The organism is Marinomonas polaris DSM 16579 (genome assembly GCF_900129155.1).
GTDB classification, from domain to species: Bacteria; Pseudomonadota; Gammaproteobacteria; order Pseudomonadales; family Marinomonadaceae; genus Marinomonas; species Marinomonas polaris.
The window spans coordinates 145,606-164,071 of sequence record NZ_FQVF01000008.1 but is presented as its reverse complement, the minus strand read 5'-3'; the positions used below and the strand labels follow the sequence as shown (position 1 = coordinate 164,071).

Here is an 18,466-nt window from a genome sequence, read left to right as displayed (position 1 = left end):
CAGCGAACAACATATATGCGGCAACTATGAAAGAGAATGTAATGACCGTAAAGACCAAGGCAATCTATCCTGCTATTAACCAACAGACTAGATTCTTAGTATGAAGAAATCACCTTTCTCAAACCTACCAACTCTAAGACTAAGCAGTAAACTTTTTTGGGCATTATTTGCACCTGTTTTCGTAGTCTCATTGCTAGCTGGCACTTTTCTCTTATCTACTCGCTTTAGTGATCTAAATCGTAATTTATACGAGCACACCTCACATATCACTGAACAAGTCGCTACAACCAGCGAATATGCCATTGTTTTTTCCGACCAAAACATGATGTATCGGATATTACAAAATGCACTAAACAATCAAGATATAAGTAGTGTTCAACTTTTTAATAGCGAACAAAAACTCATAGCAGAACTTGGTAAAGCGCCAGAATCAAGCGACACCAATTTTCCAGAAAATAGCTATATAAAACAATATGATAAATACATAGAATCGATTAGCGCCATTCATTACACCAACAACTCTCTTAATGGCACTTTTAACACTCAAGCAGACTTATTCAACACTGTAGACCAGCGCAGTTTAATCGGCTGGGTAAAAATTGAAGCTAACAAATCAGCAATTCAAATAGAAAAATACCAATACGCCTGCCTGATTATTTTTATTCTGCTTATCTTTAATATACTGGTTATTTTAGGTGCATTTCATCTATCAAGAACATTAACTCTGCCAATAAATAGGCTCTCTTCTGCGCTAAACAAATTGGTTAAAGGTCAATTTTCTAGTGCCAAGTTAATGAAATTACCACCAGAGTACGCAGCACTCCAAAAAGACCTGCTTGATTTAACAGAAAGATTAGAACATCACAATGAAGAACTGATTGCAGGCATTGAGCAGTCAACGGAAGATATTCGCCGTAGCATGGATAGCATGGAAGAAAAAAGTGCGCAGCTACATATAGCAAATCGCGAAGCAATGGAATCAAACCGTTTAAAATCACAATTTCTTGCCAATATTAGCCATGAAGTTCGTACTCCATTAAACGCGATTCTCGGTTATACAAAAACACTGCAGAAAGACATTACAGATACTCAGCAACGACTTTATGTGGACACCATTGAACAATCGACCAATAGCCTACTTACCATCATTGGCGATATATTGGATTTTTCAAAGATTGAGGCTGGTAAGCTCAATCTTGAAAGCAACCACTTCAATCTGAAAACATTATTAGATGATGTATATCAAATCCTCAGCATCAATTTGCTAACGAAAGAAAAACAGATCGATTTAGTACCAGAATTCAACCAGGATGTGCCAGAATGGTTTGTTGGAGACAGCACACGAGTACGCCAAATTTTAACAAATTTGATTGGCAATGCGATTAAGTTTACCCACCAAGGGTCAGTTCGCACAAGGGTATCCATCGCTTCACAAAGCCCACAAGAAATCACTTTATCTTTTCAGATTATAGATACAGGCATAGGTATTGCCGAACATAAAATCAACCGCCTTTTTAAGCCTTTTTCACAAGTAGACACCAGCACCACCAGACAATTTGGTGGAACTGGACTTGGGTTAGTTATTACCAAAAAGCTGGTTGAGCAAATGAATGGCAAAATTGAAGTTAGCAGCGATCCAAGCATAGGCTCAACATTCCGATTCACTATCAATCTAAAAACGTCGCCAAAATTAAGCAATGATAAAAGCGCCCTAAATCGTCATGCAGTGCTACTAGAACCTAGCGCGACTTATAAAAGCTATCTGACCAACTACTTACAAAGCATTGGTGTTAGCTGTACAGCCTGTTCGGACTTAGAACAAATGGTAGCTCTACTAAATAAGCAACATGACACCATTGACGCTATTCTACTAAGTGTTATGCCTGATGAGCAAAGTGTTGCCGAAGCTCGCGAGCTTATTACCTATTCTACGCAACAATTTTCTATTCCATGTATTTTAATGATTCAGCCTCCCGGCCAAATTGCTCATTATCCTGATTTAAAAGAACTATGTAGTGACATTCTACTTAAACCTATTAGCCATGATCGTCTCTACAACGCATTGCAATACCTTAATAACAGAAACACCTCAACTACACTTCAACACCCCCAACAGCATCAAATAAATGTACTACAGGAAAAAATTAGCGGTCTCAAAATTCTTGCAGTCGATGATTCACCAATAAACTTACAATTACTAAAACACTGGCTAGTCCCTATCGGCATCGAAGTATCTTTAGCCTATAGCGGCCGACAAGCCATCGATATGGCAATGAGCGAAAGCTTTGATCAAATATTTATGGACATACAAATGCCTGAAATGGACGGCATGGAAACCACAAGACAACTCCGACAAATAGAAAACTATAAAAACACACCCATTATTGCACTAACCGCTCACGCCTTAGGGTCTGAACAACAACAAATACTCGCAAGCGGTATGAATGCGTATCTAACTAAGCCTATTAATGAAGAACTTCTTCTTAGTACCATCGAAACTTGGCGCTTAAATACAAAAAGTTTTCAAGATCAAGTAGATGACAAGCTAATTGGTATTTTCGATTTAGAAAAAGCACTTGAAATTGTCGATGGCAAAACCAACATTGCAAAAGAGATGTTTGATATGCTGGCAGACTCATTAGATGCTGAGAAAAAACTCATCCAACATCACTTAGAAAACCAAGACACAGAAAAACTCATTGAAGTAGTACACAGAATACATGGCGCCTCTAAATATACTGGCACCATCAACATTGCACGCCATGCTGGATTTTTAGAAACACACCTAAAAGAGTTAGGCTTGGAAGACGCTGACGGCGTAGCGGAAGACTTTATTGAAGCAATAGAAGAGCTGCTAAGCCATAGACAGCTTATTCCTTGGCCTCAGCCCTTAGATTCAACTATTTAGACTTAACTATTTAGATTCAAGAACGACAAAAGCCTGAGCATAAGCTTTTTCATCGGTTAAACTTAGATGCCACGATACAGGGAAGTCATAACGAGCAATGATACTTTCATCAACGGTAAGAACCGGCTGACCAGAAGGCAGGTTACTAACGCTAAAATGCTGAAAACTAACACCTAAACCAATACCTGTTCCCAACGCTTTAACTGCAGCTTCTTTTGCAGCAAAACGCTTCGCAACGTAGGCATTTGCTTTATCTAGATTATTAATTTGTAGCCAACGTTCTTTCTCTGCAGCAGTCAATATCCTATCAATAAATCGCTCACCCAAACGCTCAATTGACTGAGCAATACGAGCAATTTCAACTAAGTCAGTTCCAACTCCGATAATCAAACACTCACCTCTTTATAGAACCAATCTTCACAAAGCACGAAAAATAGGCACTCCTAAATGCCGTTCCCCTTGAAAAGGCTGCTTTGGTAGCAAACGCCTAGAAACAATAGGTTTGCCATTCAACAAACTATCCAACCAATTACGATGTAACTCTTTTGCAAGACTTAAAACTTGCTTATCCATCCACTTGCCAGCATAGTAATCGAGCGCAACTTGCCCTTCGACAAACAACATCGGCATTTGCTTAGGTATCTCACCATAATAGGGTCGTAGACCAAACTTATAATGAAATTGATACAGCTGACGCGCCTCAAGCACCTCACCTCGACCAGTTGATATCATATTAATACCAACACCTAACTCCGAAAACAAACCAACCTCAAAACGTCTTAATAAAGGTGCTATCGGAGCCCCTGCATGCAAGCTTTCAATCAGCCATTTATAGAGTTCAAAAACATCAGGCAGTGGAAGATTAATCGGTAACAGCTTCTCAAGTAACTCATGCACATACAGCGCCGCATATAAAGGTAAGCCTTCCAAAGAAGACGCCGACTTTACCGACTCCAAGCTTTTCACCGTTTTTAAGTCGCTGCGGCCAGAAAACTCCATTTCATAACATAAAAAAGGCCCAGGTATGACCCGAGCCTCTTTTTTTGGTAATCGCCATACCCCCCTAATCAAACCCTGCTCAAGTGTTAACATATCAAGCAGGATTTTACTATCCTGAAAAGGGCGAGTATGAATCACATACGCAGAAACGCGCATCGGAATTATTCTTCCTGATAACCTAAACTGGCTAACGCTCGCTCATCATCGGACCAACCAGAACGTATTTTGATCCAGAGATTCAACATCACTTTATGCTGAAATAAATTCTCCATATCAATACGAGCTTCTTTACCGATAAGCTTAATTTTATCGCCACGTTCGCCGATAATTATGCGCTTTTGACCATTTCGCTCAACCAAAATTAACGCACTAATATGAATAGCAGATTCTTCGTAAACAAATTCCTCAATCTGCACAGCCACTTCATAAGGCACTTCTTGGCCAAGCTGACGAGTGATTTTTTCACGTACTATTTCAGCTGCCAAAAATCGTGAGCTACGGTTGGTAATCTGATCTTCAGGGTAAAATTGTACCCCTTCTGGAATATAGCTTTCTACCAAGCGCTCCAAACGATCTAAGTTGTTATTACGCAACGCTGAAATAGGCACTATCTGTGCAAAATTCATACGATCAGATAAGTTAGCCAAACGTGGTAATAGATCTTCTTTCTGATCCAATTGATCCACTTTATTCACTACCAAGATAACAGGGCAGCGCGCATGTTTGACCTTTTGAAGAACTGATTCATCTTCCTCAGTCCAACGATCAGCATCAATAACAAACAACACCACATCAACATCTTTCAATGCCGCTGCTGCAGTTTTATTCATAATACGGTTAATGGCTTTGGTTTCACCTAAATGCAGTCCAGGTGTATCAACATAAATAGCCTGAACGTGACCTTCGGTTTTCACACCAAGAATCTGATCACGTGTTGTCTGTGGCTTACGTGAAGTAATAGATAATTTTTGACCCAAGATGTGATTAAGCAAAGTTGACTTACCCACATTTGGGCGCCCAACAATGGCAATATAACCACAGTGCGTAACTTCAACTTCAGACATCTTTCTTTTCCAGTTTTTTCAATGCTTTTGCAGCTGCATTTTGCTCTGCAATTCGACGGCTATTACCCTTACCTTCAATAAACTCTTCACAGAGTTCAATGTGACAATGAACATAGAAAGTCTGATCATGGGGATCACCTACAATATTAACCACATCATATTGAGGCAACGCATGCTTACGAGCTTGCAAAAATTCTTGTAGACGAGTTTTAGCATCTTTAGTAACAATCTTTAGCGACGTAGCATCCAAACGTTCTTTGTACCACGCTAGTATATGCTGGCGACAAACATCCATGCCGGCATCTAAATACATGGCACCTATAATCCCTTCTACGGTATCTGCCAAAATAGAGTCACGTCGAAAACCACCACTCTTCAATTCCCCAGCACCTAGTTTAAGGTAGTCACCTAATTCAAACTCTCTGGCCAATTCAGCTAAAGTATCGCCTTTTACTAACGAGGCTCTCAAACGGCTTAGTTCGCCTTCTTTGGCTTTTGGAAAACGGTGAAAAAGATCTTCCGCTATCACGTAATTAAGAATCGAGTCACCCAAAAATTCAAGGCGCTCATTATTTTTTCCACCAAAACTACGGTGCGTTAGCGCCAGTTCAAGCAGTCCAAGGTCAGCAAAAAAGTAACCAATTCGCCGACTCAGCTTCTGATACAATGAACTCAAAATGTCTCCAAAAATACTTATTCAATCAAACCGTTATTTTTAAAGCTTGGGATACTAAAAAAATTGTCCCAATGCAGCCAAACATAAAAGGCACGACCTTTCATGTTTTCATCTGGGACAAAACCCCAAAATCGGCTATCAGCGCTATTATCTCTATTATCACCCATCACAAAGTAATGCCCTGCTGGTACAGTCCATTCACCTTCATGGGGAGTAAATCGGTAACTATTATAAATATCGTGTTGTACACCACCTAAGTTTTCACTAAACAAGTCTACAGGCTCTTGGTCTGGGTTCAATGACACGGGCAACTTAGCTAAAAACTCTTTACTAACTTGCTGACCATTGATCGTCAAAACCTTATTGTGATAGCTCACTTGATCACCAGGCAGACCAACTAGACGCTTAATGTAGTTTAGACTAGGATCACGAGGATATTTAAAAACAACCACATCCCCACGTTTTGGCTCTGTAGTAGGAATAATAGTTGTATTTAGAACTGGCAAACGAAGACCATAATCAAATTTATTCACCAGAATAAAGTCGCCTATTTTTAACGTTGGCAGCATAGAACCGGATGGAATCTGAAAAGGTTCAACAACAAAAGAACGCAAGCCAAATATAACCGCAATAATAATGAAGTATGACTTCACCTCTACAACGAATTTAGGTGTTTCGGCTAATCTCTGCTGAGCATCTTTACTCAAAGCACTTCGTGTTTCTATCGCCATATTTGCCAAAACGACTTTACGCTTTGGTAAATATACAATGCGGTCGTAAACCCAGAAGACACCTGTCACCAAAAACGCAATGGCCAGTATCAATTCGAAATCAAAACCCATAGTTCATTTCTCCACCAAGGTGTGCATTGGCACACCAGTTGATTATCTGGCTAGCTATCTAGTTGCAAAACCGCAAGGAAAGCAGATTGTGGCACTTCAACGTTACCAACCTGTTTCATACGTTTTTTACCGTCTTTCTGTTTCTGTAACAATTTCTTCTTACGACTCACGTCACCACCGTAACACTTGGCAATAACGTTTTTACGCAGTGCTTTAACCGTGGTACGTGAAATCACTTTCGCGCCAACTGCACCCTGAATCGCCACATCAAACATCTGACGAGGAATCAAGTCTTTCATTTTTTCGCATAGGGCACGGCCTTTAAACTGCACATTATCTTTGTGCATAATAAGCGCCAATGCGTCTACGCGCTCACCGTTGATCAGAATGTCCAAACGACATAGAGGAGCAGCACTAAAGTGAGAAAAGCTGTAATCCAAAGACGCAAAACCACGGCTACACGATTTCAATTTATCGAAGAAATCCATTACCACTTCGTTCATTGGTAATTCGTAACGTAATTGCACTTGTCGACCAACGTATAACATGTCCTTTTGAACGCCACGCTTTTCAATACACAAAGTAATAACGTTACCTAAATATTCCTGTGGCACCAATATATTGGCTTCCACAATAGGCTCACGCATTTCTTTAATGGTACCTGGATCGGGCATTTTTGACGGACTGTCTACATTGATCACGTCACCATTATTCAGTTCAATTTCATACACTACGGTTGGAGCTGTAGAGATCAAATCAAGGTCATATTCACGCTCTAAACGTTCTTGGATGATCTCCATATGCAGCATACCCAAGAAGCCACAACGGAAACCAAAGCCCAAAGCATCGGAGCTCTCTGGTTCAAAAAACAATGACGCGTCATTCAATGTCAGCTTATTCAAAGCGACACGAAAGTCTTCATAATCATCAGAGCTAACAGGGAACAAACCAGCATAAACTTGTGGTTTTACTTTCTTGAAACCCGCTAACTGAGGCACATTAGGCGTCGAAGCATGAGTAATGGTGTCCCCCACTGGTGCACCATGAATGTCTTTAATGCCCGCAACAACGAAGCCCACTTCCCCCGCTCTCAACACGCCAGTTTCTTTACGTTTTGGTGTAAAAATACCTGCCATATCAACAGGGTGAGACTGCTTAGTAGATTTAATATAAATCTTGTCTTTCTTGCGTAAAGTACCCTGTTTGATACGAACAAGAGAAACCACACCTAAGTAATTATCAAACCAAGAGTCGATAATAAGTGCTTGAAGCGGCGCATCGACATCGCCTTCTGGTGGTGGAATGGTCGCAACTAAACGTTCCAGAACATCATCAACACCCATGCCTGTTTTTGCAGAACAAGTCACGGCATTCATCGCATCGATACCAATAATCTCTTCAATCTCAGCACTAACACGTTCTGGTTCAGCCTGAGGTAAGTCGATTTTGTTCAATACTGGCATAACTTCGAGGCCTTGCTCGATTGCGGTATAACAGTTAGCAACAGATTGAGCTTCAACACCTTGCGCAGCATCAACCACTAGCAATGCACCTTCACAGGCAGCAAGTGAGCGAGAAACTTCGTAAGAGAAATCCACGTGTCCAGGCGTATCGATAAAGTTCAATTGATAAACTTGGCCATCTTTCGCATGGTAGTCAAGCGTTACACTTTGCGCCTTGATGGTAATGCCTCGTTCACGCTCGATGTCCATAGAATCGAGAACCTGAGCTGACATTTCACGTTCGCTCAGACCTTCACAAGTCTGAATAAAGCGATCGGCTAAGGTAGATTTACCGTGGTCAATATGGGCAATTATAGAAAAATTGCGTATGTGCTTAAGATTATTGGAAGACACTATTTACTCACACTTTAAAAGCGATATTTGAATGATTACCTGTTGATAAATGAGTCACATATGCACATTTTTTAGTCTAAATAGCGCATTAGTCAGCTAACATCATCATGCCAGCCCAATGAAAAAACTTATCAACAAGTATTCAGGATAGAAATTGGCGAGCATTCTACCGAAAATCGAGCGCGGACTCCATTTATTTCAGAGATCAAACAAGATAGAGCCTCAGTAATTCACGTGAAATTTGTCTTTAAGGTAAGACAATCCCTCGCTCTTTTAAAATGCGCTCAACGGTATCGACTGTTGCCTGTGTATGCGCATCTATTTCAAGATTCACTTTATCGCCAACCGTCAAACTACTAAACGTCGTTAATCTTAGGGTTTCAGGAATCAAAGAAACCTCTAGCCAATCATTGCCAATATCACTGATCGTCAAACTTGCGCCATTTAAACCGACATAGCCTTTATTGAATAAGTAACGTCTAGCGTCTACTTCATTTTGGCGATCGGTCGTAAAACGAATATGAACGCTTTCTTCAATTTTTTCGATGCGTGATACGGTGACAGACGTCATGATGTGCCCGGACATAACATGACCGCCAATCTCGTCACCCATTTTTGCCGCGCGCTCAAAATTAACTACATCACCAGTCTGTAATAAACCAATATTGGTTAGCGCCAAAGTAGTATCAATAACGTCAAATGTCAGTACATCATGGCCGATTTCCGCCACAGTAAGACAAACACCATTTATCGCCACACTGGCACCAAGTTGCTGGCTCAGCATTACCCCAGCAGGAAAAACTATTTCAAGACGCTTATTTCGACCGACCTGACTCTCTGCCTGAACAGTCGCTTTGCCCTGAACAATACCCGTAAACATAAAACGCCCTCATTTTCAGGTGAAAATATAAACACATTAGCCAAATAACATACGTTAAATCAAAGACTGCAGAAGAAATGAACACCCATGACCAAAGCAGCATAGTGACTGGTTTTGCGTAAGTTATCAAAGATTCACCAATAGGGTTATCCACAGGTTACGGGGATAACCGACATTCAATCCAATAACTAAAAATCTAAACCCTACTAATGCGCCCAATTTATCGTTTTTCAAGCACTAGCAGAACAATAGTTAAATAAAAAACAACCATCCACAAAATAAAATACGCTTTTATCACTTAATTTAGGTATAAAAAAACCGCTTAAAACAGCGGTTTTTCATCACATAAAACAGAACTAAATCATCAAAAAACTAGTCAGATAATGCCTCGATCATGCCTTGTGTCACCAAGGTAATACCATCTGAATTTCGATAAAAACGCGCTGCATCAGCAACCGGATCTTCCCCGATAACAGTACCTTCAGGAATACAACAATCAGAATCCACGACCACTTTATTCAAGCGGCAATGTCGACCAATATCACAACGAGGCAATATCACCGACTTATTAACATGAGAATAAGAGTTCACTCGAACATTATTAAATAAGATGGATTGCTCAACCGTTGAGCCAGACACAATACAACCCGCGGACACCACAGAATTCAGCGCGGTGCCAATTCGTTCTTCGTAATTGTAATTAAATTTAGCCGCTGGACGCTGATATTGGGCAGTACGAATCGGCCACTCTTCATCGTATAAATCCAATTCAGGAACCAAACGAGTCAAGTCCATATTAGCTTCCCAATAGGCCGTCAAAGTCCCTACATCACGCCAATAAGGCTCATCTGGATAGCTCTTATTGTCAATGACACTGTTAGCAAAATGGTGGGCTTTAATTTTACTACGACCAACAAACAAAGGGATTAAGTCTTTACCAAAGTCATGGCTCGATGCATCGTCATTCGCATCAGAACGCAAATTATCAGATAAAAATTTAGTGTTAAAAATATAAATTCCCATGCTCGCAAGCGATACATCCGGCTTACCTGGCATAGTGGGAGGATTAGAAGGTTTTTCCTCGAACGCAATAATATTGTCGTTTTCATCCACGTGCATGATGCCAAATTGATCAGCTTCTTTCAGCGGCACTTCTATGCAAGCCACGGTGACATCAGCTCCGCTTTCGATATGATCTTGTAGCATGAGACTGTAATCTTGCTTGTAAACATGGTCACCAGCAAGAATCAAAATATACTCGCTTTCTAGGCCATCAATCATGGTCAAATTTTGATAAACAGCATCTGCAGTACCGCGATACCAATCACTACCAGTCTGCTGCTGAGCAGGCCATAGCTCAATGAATTCGTTGAAATCTGAACGAAGAAAGTTCCAACCCCTTTGAACATGTTGATTTAAAGTATGAGAGCGGTATTGAGTTAGGACTGCAATACGACGCATGCCTGAGTTGATGCAGTTAGATAGCGGAAAGTCTATAATTTTGTATTTACCTGCAATAGGTACTGCAGGTTTAGAACGATTATCTGTTAATTGTTTTAATCTTGAACCACGTCCACCGGCTAGAATAATGGACAGAGTTTTCATACGCGCCGTATTTAAATCCATGTGATGCCCTTAAAATTTTTATCAACACACTCTATTCGAAGTTTCATTTAGGTATACTCTTATCACTATTCCAAATCAATAAGATGCCTAATAATGAAAATACTATTTGCTGCCTCCGAAATTTACCCCCTAATTAAAACCGGTGGCTTAGCCGATGTAGCTGGCGCCCTACCCGTTGCTTTGAGAAAAAAAGGCCACGATGTCAAACTTATCATGCCTGCTTACCAAGGCATACTCGAAAAGGTAGCGCCAATTCAAAAGAGTATCAACCTAGGAAATCCATTTGGCGTTGGAGATTTGTTACTTCTTGAAACTCATATCCCCGAAAACGATACACCAATTTGGTTACTACAATGCCAAGCACTGTATGAACGTGAAGACGGGCCTTATGTAGATAAAAGTGGCATAGACTTTGAAGATAACCATATACGATTTGCCGCGCTATCATGGGCTGCAGCTACGTTAGCACTTCATGGACACCTTATGGATTGGCAGGCAGATGTACTTCATTTAAATGATTGGCAAACGGGTTTTGCTGCTGCTTATCTTGAAAGTTGGAAAGTTGAACACATCCCAGTTGTCACGACCGTACATAATTTACGTTATAACGGTAGTTTTGATATGAATCAATTTTCCGCCATGCACTTATCACCAGAATTACTCAGTATGCACGGCATGGAATTTTATGGCCGATTCTCTGGCCTTAAAGCTGGACTAGTCTACGCGAACGCTGTGACCACAGTCAGTCCCACTTATGCCAAAGAGATTCTCACCCCAGAGTATGGAGACGGTCTAGATGGCACACTCAGAGCGATGCAAGACAGGTTAGTTGGCATTTTAAATGGTGTCGACTACGATCAATGGTCACCAGAGAAAGACGCTCTAATCCCACATAATTACGGTATAGACACTCTCAGTCAAAAACAGGCTAACAAGCTCGCTTTATTACAGGAAAATGGTCTATCAGAAGACCTCAACCAGCCAGTATTTGGTGTTGTTAGCCGACTAACAGAACAAAAGGGATTAGATCTTGTTTTGCAAGTTATGCCAACTCTGTTAGAAAAAGGCGCTCGACTTGTAGTATTAGGTTCAGGAGATAAATATTTAGAATCTCAGTATTTAGAACTTCAAAACAATTACCCAAACCAAGTGTCTGTTCGTATCGGATACTTTGAAGATTATTCTCATCGTATCCAAGCAGGTATCGATGCCCTACTAATTCCGTCACGTTTTGAACCTTGTGGCTTGACGCAACTCTATGCACTTAAATACGGAACTTTACCCGTAGTAAGGCAAACTGGTGGCTTAGCTGATACGGTATTCGAAGAAGGTGAGCGGGCGAATGGTTTTGTCTTTAAGGAAGCCTCAACAGTGGCTTTACAAGCAGCGATGGAGCGCAGTATGGAGTGTTTCTATGATACTAATCGTTGGCGAGAAAAACAAAAAAATGCGATGAGTTATGACTACAGTTGGGATGTCGTGACAGATCAATGGATTCGCCTATATGAATCATTAATTCATCAAAAATAATAAATAAAAACAAAGGGATATCTCATCATATATCCCTTTGTTTTTCATTTAAATTAACATTTACTTTAGAGTTATACCTGCTCGGCTACGGGCTTCCCATTCCTGTACACCATCAAGTACTGCCTGTTCAGTGAAGCCTTCTTGTTTCATTTCCTGCAAAGCAATAGCAATCTTGCGCTTAACACCGTTAACGTTGCAAGGTGACTTCTTAGACATAGTCAGGTACAAGCCTTCACTGCTGATATAAGGCAATACAGGAATGATGGCATCAGACAAACCCAGCATAGTTGCATAAGCATGCGCTGGATTTTTTTCATACAAGACATAATCTACTCGATCCGCAGCCAACATCCTTAACGCTTGTGACAAGCTGGCTACCGCCAATATATTAAGGTTATGTTGAGCATATTGATCAAACTCTTGTCCAAAACTGTTATTAATAACAGTCACTCCCCACTTTCCAACCAGATCTTCTTTTCGACTAAATGAAAAAGGTTTGTCCTTACGCTGCCAAACCACACTTGCAGTATGTAACATCACTGGCGTGAAATAATCCATATAATCGGCTCGCTCGTTTGTATAAAAAGCACCAGCCATAAGATCAACACGACCATTCTTCACTTCACCTTGAGCTCGTGACCAAGGCCCAACATGAATAAGTCTAATAGGGATATCAATACGACGACTTAATTCATCAATGATAAGACGATTAACGCCATGTAACTCTGTTGAAGCGGACGTTTCTCGCCACAAAAAAGGAGGGTATTCTGAGTTACCAGATGCCGTAAGAGAGGCACAAGAAGACAAGTCGTCTTGTGCGAAAGCGATATCAGTATTAAAAAAAGTCACCGCTAATAAACAGCAAACCATGTGTGTGTGCAGCCGCATACAGCGCCACTCCCTTACAAATAAAATTCAAACGATAAGCGAAGCTTTTTTCTTTTGCATATATAAGGTGGTGTTATTTCTAAGAAGCATTTTAATTCACTTCTCATCTCGACAACTTTTCCCAAATCGCCTTAATATCCTAAGTCCATAAAGGCACCAATAACCTTCAACAACAATTACTTAACTTTAAAAATGAAAGTAATCTGTTTATTTTCAACAGCCTAAAAGGCTATATAAGAACTAAACAATTATCAATCTTCTTTTCTAATTTCATATATATGAATTTAGAAAGGCCAAAAACATGAAGTACTATCTTTTGGCTCAGTACCTAAAATAAACGCTAGCGGTGTCTTGTCTTTACAGCGGTCTGCCGCGATTTCAAACGTACTATCTAAGACATTGTAACGAGCGGCACCGTTAGGCAAAGTATCAGGTAAAGACCTCGAGTTTACATTTTTGGTGAAATCCACCCACACTTTTAATGCGCCGCTACTACCAGTAATACTTAAAGGTACGTTATTATCATCACCAAGCCATACCGTAGACGAATAATCACCAGTGATTCCGACAAACCAACTGTCTTTTTGCTGGTTTGTTGTTCCTGTTTTAGCCGCAAAATTTAGATCTGGAAAAGCAGCTTGAGCCGCCTTAGCTGTACCGATTTTTGGTGTTTTTGTCATACCATCCAAGGTCACAGCAAGTAAAGCATCAGTAAAAGGCACATCATTATGCTGATCAAATCGCTTCATAAGCTGATCCTTCTGATCCATAACAGCAAGCACGACCCCCAACTCACTACTCTTTCCTTGAGAGGCAATAGGTTGATATAAACGAGATACTTCAAAGGGAGATAATTCTAGTGCTCCCAGAGCCATCGCTGGATGCATAGTAAAAGGTCGTTTTACACCCAACTGTCGCAAGGTATCACCCACTCGATCAAAACCGATTTGCTGTGCTAATGAAACAGTCGCTAGGTTATAGGATTTCGCCATAGCCTCATAAAGATGTACGACACCATGAGTTCTTCTATCGTAGTTCTCAGGCTCCCAAACCTGACCACCTATGTTAAAGCGCAGCTTTTTATCTTCAATTTCAGTCCACCATGTATAGCGTCCAGTTGCTAACGCAGATAAATAAAGCGGTGGTTTCACCAATGAACCGATAGGCCTAACCGCCCCTAACGCTCGATTAAAACCAGTATAATGCTGCCCACTAGAACCAACCACGGCACGTACTTGCCCATTCAGCCTATCCGTGACAACCATAGCGCCTTGCAGACCATTTAATTTAGGATCACGCTTTTCCAATGCTGCCACTTGACGCTGCATCGCTAAACTTGCCGCTCGCTGTGCTCGTATGTCGACCCCAGTATAAATGCGTAAGTTTTTCGTCGCTAAAGTAGTTTCATCAAAATCTCGCGACAATTGCATAGCAACCAAATCTAAATAATCGCCAAACACTGAGCGTTCTTTTTGCTTATCAGCAAGTCGGATAGGTTGCTTTATAAGGCTATTGTAATCAACATCAGATAAACGGCCTTGGTTTTTCAATATAGCCAGTACGGTATTACGGCGATCTTTTGCACGATTTGGAGATCGCTCAGGATTGTAAAGAGATGGACCTTTAACCATACCAACTAACAGAGCAAATTCATCGATATTTAGTTCATTCAACGGGCGACCAAAAAAATGCTGGCTAGCCGCAGCAAAACCATGCAAGGCACTGCTGCCCAACTGAGCTAAATACACTTCGTTCATGTAAGCCGTAATAATGGCCTCTTTCGAATAATGGTACTCAAGCAGTAAGCTCATCACCACTTCAGTCAGCTTTCGCGTGTAAGTTCGCTCAGAACTCAAATACATATTCTTCACAAGCTGCTGAGTTAAGGTAGAGCCACCTTGGCGTCGTGAGCCATGAGTTAAGTTAACTAGCGCAGCTCGCGCAATACCAGTCGGAGAAATTCCCCAATGCTGATAAAAATCCTGATCCTCTACCGCAATCAAAATATCAATCAGGGGCTTAGGAATATCATCATATGTTAAAATTTGACGGCTTTCTGTATTACCGCCATACAAGAAGCCTATACGCTGAGGCTCTATCCTTGCTTCGTCTATTTCATCACCATTCAATGCTTGAATAACTAAGCGACCATCTTGGAACGAAAAAATACGCCTTTCACTTTCATGAAATCCCAAATGATCAACATAGGAACGCAAATGTGCACTGACTTTCGTTTGACTACGAGCAGCCCAACCAACGTTTTGACTATTTCGACCAAATCGGTAACCAGTTTCTTCCAATAAACTTTCGAGGTCTTGCTTTTTCCAAGGTGCTCCACTTGATAATATAACAGGTGCACTGTAGACCTCTGAAGGCACTTGCCATTTCTGCCCTTCAAAACGGCTAACAACTTGCCCATTTAGCCACCATACCCAACCAGCAAAAGGAATACTTCCTACCAAAGCAATAATTACCCCCCATTTAAAAAGGGCACAGAACATCCTCTTCAAAAAGGAAGATTGTGATGTTTTTTTCTTTTGAGTCGGGGACTTACGTGAAGATTTTGCCGGAGTTTTTTTAGTCATAGCGGGTAAGTATAGGGAGCTTGCCGAAAGCAAGCAACGACCTAAAATCAACTAACTCAATTCTTGCATATTGACTCATCGCTCATAGCGCTTTAGAGTCTTTGCTCACGGAAAGTTTATTTAACTGACATTTTGCTGAACTTTATTCACTTAGTCAGCGGTAGAATTGAAAGAAAACACCACTAAAATGTGAGGATTTTTGTTCTCACTCTAGTTCGCATGATTATGGAAAGCGTCAATTCTACTGAAGTAAACAACATTCATTATAAAAAAGTGCGGTAATCACGTGTTTAATAAATACCTTATCCCTGATGCGCAAAACCTTCCTGAAGGCAAAGCATTAAACATAACAGTAGAAAAATATAACTTTTTAGTAACTAAGCAACAAGGTCAAATTCTTGCTTATGAAAACTTATGCCCTCATCAAAAAAAGCAACTTAATTGGTCTTCTGATCCTGCGTTAGATGAGGAAGGTGATTATTTAAAATGTCATCATCATGGCGCTCTTTTCTCTCCACTAGACGGTACATGTATTACCGGCCCATGCCAGGGAAGCCACCTCAAAAAAGCGACAGTCGGTATAGAGCAGGGCAACTGTTACTTGTTATTCGCCTAGCTAGATTCCCTACCTTATAAAGGTTAAACAAGACGCTTTTAGTCGCTAACAGCCTATATTTACAAGCTAGGCTTAGCGTCTTGTTTTCTAGCTTTTATGGCTTTATTTAAGTAATTTTCTGTTAATAAATTTCATTTATCTACTATTGAAAATCCCTATCAGCACAAAGCAACACCATTCCCTATCCGCAACCTAGACCTAGAACTAGAAAAGGACCAAAGCTCTGTCTTAGTCCAAATCAAACTCGCTGAAATTCTCTCCTAAACACCAACTAACCTTAAACAAACTTATGCAGGCTTAGCCCAAAAAGCAGCTAATTTGGGTTTAATAACAAGAGACATCAGCACGGAAATAGCCAATCCAGCAGGTAACGCTGAAACAAACGTCACAAGCCAAAAATCAATAAAATCTTTTAGCACCATAAAACCGTGTAGATTCATGGTTGTCACAACGGCCATAATAGATTCCATCAATACCGCCATAATAAGTCCAAACACAATATTTTTCTTCACAGACGACAAACTTGGAAAAACTAAATTAACAAGGCGATTAATCATAAAGGCAATGACACCGCCAATTGGCGCAATACATAAAACACATAGAGCAAAAGAGGAAAGCCAAGCCCCCATAAAGCCATCAGTAAAACCAATATTCTTCCAAGTCATTAGTAGGGTTAAAGAACCTCCTATAGCAATAACAAAACTAACGATAATAGCAATTTTTTGAACTTTCTTTGACATAGATCTGCTCGCAGTGAATGATAAGGTTAATACGGTAAATTAAATTGACAAAGTCAACTATATTGAATTAAATTGACAAAGTCAACTATATTGAATTAAATTGACAAAGTCAACTATATTGAATTAAATTGACAAAGTCAACTATATTGGAATTTTCTATGCAGCATTACGAGTCAGAACTACAAACTCTTCTCATAAATACAATCGGTGGATTAAAAGCTTCAATGAAAAACATCATGAAAGAGAAAGGATTACCACTCTCTCCTTTATATTTTATGATTCTGAAACATATCCATGAGACAGAGAACTGCACGGCAAATTATCTTGCAGATATAACCGAAAGAGACAAAGGCCAAGTCACTCGATTGGTTCAAGAAGTAGTGAACCAAGAGCTTGTTATTAAGACCCAGAATCCACATGATAAACGTAGTCAGTTTCTTCTATTAACCGAGAAAGGCTTAGGATTTTATCAACAATTAGCAAAAGCAGACAAAGCGGTTCTAAAAGAAATGAGAGCAGATGTTAGTGATGAAGAACTGAAGAAATTCTTAGAAATTGGCGCAAAAATGCTAACAAATTTGCATGCTATTAATGACAAAGTGTAGAAGAGGTTTAAACTAAACTTCTAATGCTAGGTCATCTAAAAATATACGCATTACTCTTTCTCGCCTTTTGCCCTCCAACCGCGCTGAAGGCGTATTCAAGCTATCTGCAATGTGAAACAACTTGTTATAAAAATGGTCTATAGAATAAAACGTATCATCAGGCTCTCGTATTTCGCAAAACGGGTCATTCAGGGAATATAAAGGACGATTTAGTGCTCCACTTACTTGCATACATCGAGCAATACCGATTGCACCCAATGCATCTAACCGATCAGCGTCTTGTACTATTTTAGCTTCAGGAGTTTCAGGCGAGATATTGGCACTAAAACTATGAGCGCGAATAGCATGATGTATCGCACCATAATATTCGCTTGGATAATGAATTGAGGCCAAGAAGTTAATAGCTCTATCTCCTGCCAATGTAGAGGCTAAATGACGCTCTGGATGGTTTTTAGGCAAAGAAACGCAATCATGCAGCCAAGCAGCAGGAACCACAACAGCCAAGTCTGCTCCCTCTTCAATCGCAAGTTGTCTTGCTACTTTTACCACTCGGGAAATATGGTTCAAATCATGAGCAGAATCCGCATGCCCTTGAGCTTGCAAAAATACGCTGCAACGGTGTTCAAGTTCGGATAAAAAATCTAATAACAT

General features: G+C 40.3%; 16 protein-coding genes. 4 read left to right on the top strand and 12 right to left on the bottom strand.

Going from position 1 to position 18,466, the window contains the following annotated elements:
* Positions 1-100 precede the first annotated feature (100 nt).
* Positions 101-2,908, top strand: a complete 2,808-nt coding sequence (locus BUA59_RS10275; protein ID WP_072839615.1) for a response regulator — start codon at positions 101-103, stop codon at positions 2,906-2,908.
* Between the two features lie 6 nt (positions 2,909-2,914).
* On the opposite strand, the gene acpS is transcribed toward BUA59_RS10275, so the two are convergent.
* The 8 genes from acpS to glgC form a co-directional block, all read right to left on the bottom strand.
* A complete protein-coding gene (acpS, locus tag BUA59_RS10270; protein ID WP_072839614.1) occupies positions 2,915-3,298 on the bottom strand; it encodes a holo-ACP synthase in 384 nt (127 codons plus the stop codon).
* A gap of 27 nt (positions 3,299-3,325) precedes the next feature.
* Positions 3,326-4,063: a DNA repair protein RecO gene (gene recO, locus BUA59_RS10265; protein ID WP_072839613.1), complete on the bottom strand. Its 738-nt coding sequence runs from the start codon at positions 4,061-4,063 to the stop codon at positions 3,326-3,328.
* 5 nt (positions 4,064-4,068) lie between these two features.
* Positions 4,069-4,971 carry a GTPase Era gene (gene era, locus BUA59_RS10260; protein WP_072839612.1) on the bottom strand — a complete coding sequence of 301 codons (903 nt, stop codon included), beginning with the start codon at positions 4,969-4,971 and terminating at the stop codon, positions 4,069-4,071.
* On the bottom strand, positions 4,964-5,647 hold the full coding sequence (rnc, locus tag BUA59_RS10255) for a ribonuclease III (protein WP_072839611.1): 684 nt from the start codon (positions 5,645-5,647) through the stop codon (positions 4,964-4,966). Before rnc ends, era begins: the two co-directional genes overlap by 8 nt.
* A gap of 17 nt (positions 5,648-5,664) precedes the next feature.
* Positions 5,665-6,489 carry a signal peptidase I gene (gene lepB, locus BUA59_RS10250; RefSeq protein ID WP_072839610.1) on the bottom strand — a complete coding sequence of 275 codons (825 nt, stop codon included), beginning with the start codon at positions 6,487-6,489 and terminating at the stop codon, positions 5,665-5,667.
* Between the two features lie 50 nt (positions 6,490-6,539).
* On the bottom strand, positions 6,540-8,345 hold the full coding sequence (lepA, locus tag BUA59_RS10245; RefSeq protein WP_072839609.1) for a translation elongation factor 4: 1,806 nt from the start codon (positions 8,343-8,345) through the stop codon (positions 6,540-6,542).
* A gap of 247 nt (positions 8,346-8,592) precedes the next feature.
* Positions 8,593-9,225 carry a riboflavin synthase subunit alpha gene (locus tag BUA59_RS10240; protein ID WP_072839608.1) on the bottom strand — a complete coding sequence of 211 codons (633 nt, stop codon included), beginning with the start codon at positions 9,223-9,225 and terminating at the stop codon, positions 8,593-8,595.
* Positions 9,226-9,597: 372 nt separating this feature from the next.
* Complete coding sequence (gene glgC / locus BUA59_RS10235) at positions 9,598-10,851, bottom strand: glucose-1-phosphate adenylyltransferase (RefSeq protein ID WP_072839607.1); 1,254 nt, start codon at positions 10,849-10,851, stop codon at positions 9,598-9,600.
* A gap of 93 nt (positions 10,852-10,944) precedes the next feature.
* Between glgC and glgA the strand changes: the two genes are divergently transcribed.
* Entirely contained in the window at positions 10,945-12,381 is a 1,437-nt protein-coding gene (gene glgA / locus BUA59_RS10230) for a glycogen synthase GlgA (protein ID WP_072839606.1), read from the top strand.
* Between the two features lie 60 nt (positions 12,382-12,441).
* Here glgA and BUA59_RS10225 read toward each other — a convergent pair whose 3' ends face one another.
* Positions 12,442-13,269, bottom strand: coding sequence for a substrate-binding periplasmic protein (locus BUA59_RS10225; RefSeq protein ID WP_072839605.1), 828 nt, complete (start codon positions 13,267-13,269; stop codon positions 12,442-12,444).
* A gap of 284 nt (positions 13,270-13,553) precedes the next feature.
* Positions 13,554-15,731, bottom strand: coding sequence for a transglycosylase domain-containing protein (locus BUA59_RS10220; RefSeq protein WP_245813125.1), 2,178 nt, complete (start codon positions 15,729-15,731; stop codon positions 13,554-13,556).
* Positions 15,732-16,140: 409 nt separating this feature from the next.
* Here BUA59_RS10220 and BUA59_RS10215 point away from each other — a divergent pair, with 409 nt between their 5' ends.
* Complete coding sequence (locus BUA59_RS10215; protein ID WP_072839604.1) at positions 16,141-16,470, top strand: Rieske (2Fe-2S) protein; 330 nt, start codon at positions 16,141-16,143, stop codon at positions 16,468-16,470.
* 287 nt (positions 16,471-16,757) lie between these two features.
* Here the strand turns inward: BUA59_RS10215 and BUA59_RS10210 are convergent, their stop codons facing one another.
* Positions 16,758-17,210 (bottom strand): DUF2798 domain-containing protein, encoded by a 453-nt coding sequence (locus BUA59_RS10210; protein WP_072839603.1) that lies wholly within the window; start codon positions 17,208-17,210, stop codon positions 16,758-16,760.
* Between the two features lie 158 nt (positions 17,211-17,368).
* Here BUA59_RS10210 and BUA59_RS10205 point away from each other — a divergent pair, with 158 nt between their 5' ends.
* Complete coding sequence (locus BUA59_RS10205) at positions 17,369-17,815, top strand: MarR family winged helix-turn-helix transcriptional regulator (RefSeq protein ID WP_072839602.1); 447 nt, start codon at positions 17,369-17,371, stop codon at positions 17,813-17,815.
* Positions 17,816-17,827: 12 nt separating this feature from the next.
* Here the strand turns inward: BUA59_RS10205 and BUA59_RS10200 are convergent, their stop codons facing one another.
* Positions 17,828-18,466 carry an HD domain-containing protein gene (locus BUA59_RS10200; protein WP_072839601.1) on the bottom strand — a complete coding sequence of 213 codons (639 nt, stop codon included), beginning with the start codon at positions 18,464-18,466 and terminating at the stop codon, positions 17,828-17,830.

Bases quoted from the DNA above. Each gene is read 5' to 3' on its own strand.
- BUA59_RS10275 (WP_072839615.1), top strand. From the start codon at position 101: ATGAAGAAATCACCTTTCTCAAACCTACCAACTCTAAGACTAAGCAGT.
- recO (WP_072839613.1), bottom strand. From the start codon at position 4,063: ATGCGCGTTTCTGCGTATGTGATTCATACTCGCCCTTTTCAGGATAGT.
- era (WP_072839612.1), bottom strand. From the start codon at position 4,971: ATGTCTGAAGTTGAAGTTACGCACTGTGGTTATATTGCCATTGTTGGG.
- lepB (WP_072839610.1), bottom strand. From the start codon at position 6,489: ATGGGTTTTGATTTCGAATTGATACTGGCCATTGCGTTTTTGGTGACA.
- BUA59_RS10240 (WP_072839608.1), bottom strand. From the start codon at position 9,225: ATGTTTACGGGTATTGTTCAGGGCAAAGCGACTGTTCAGGCAGAGAGT.
- glgC (WP_072839607.1), bottom strand. From the start codon at position 10,851: ATGGATTTAAATACGGCGCGTATGAAAACTCTGTCCATTATTCTAGCC.
- glgA (WP_072839606.1), top strand. From the start codon at position 10,945: ATGAAAATACTATTTGCTGCCTCCGAAATTTACCCCCTAATTAAAACC.
- BUA59_RS10225 (WP_072839605.1), bottom strand. From the start codon at position 13,269: ATGCGGCTGCACACACACATGGTTTGCTGTTTATTAGCGGTGACTTTT.
- BUA59_RS10210 (WP_072839603.1), bottom strand. From the start codon at position 17,210: ATGTCAAAGAAAGTTCAAAAAATTGCTATTATCGTTAGTTTTGTTATT.
- BUA59_RS10205 (WP_072839602.1), top strand. From the start codon at position 17,369: ATGCAGCATTACGAGTCAGAACTACAAACTCTTCTCATAAATACAATC.
- BUA59_RS10200 (WP_072839601.1), bottom strand. From the start codon at position 18,466: ATGTTATTAGATTTTTTATCCGAACTTGAACACCGTTGCAGCGTATTT.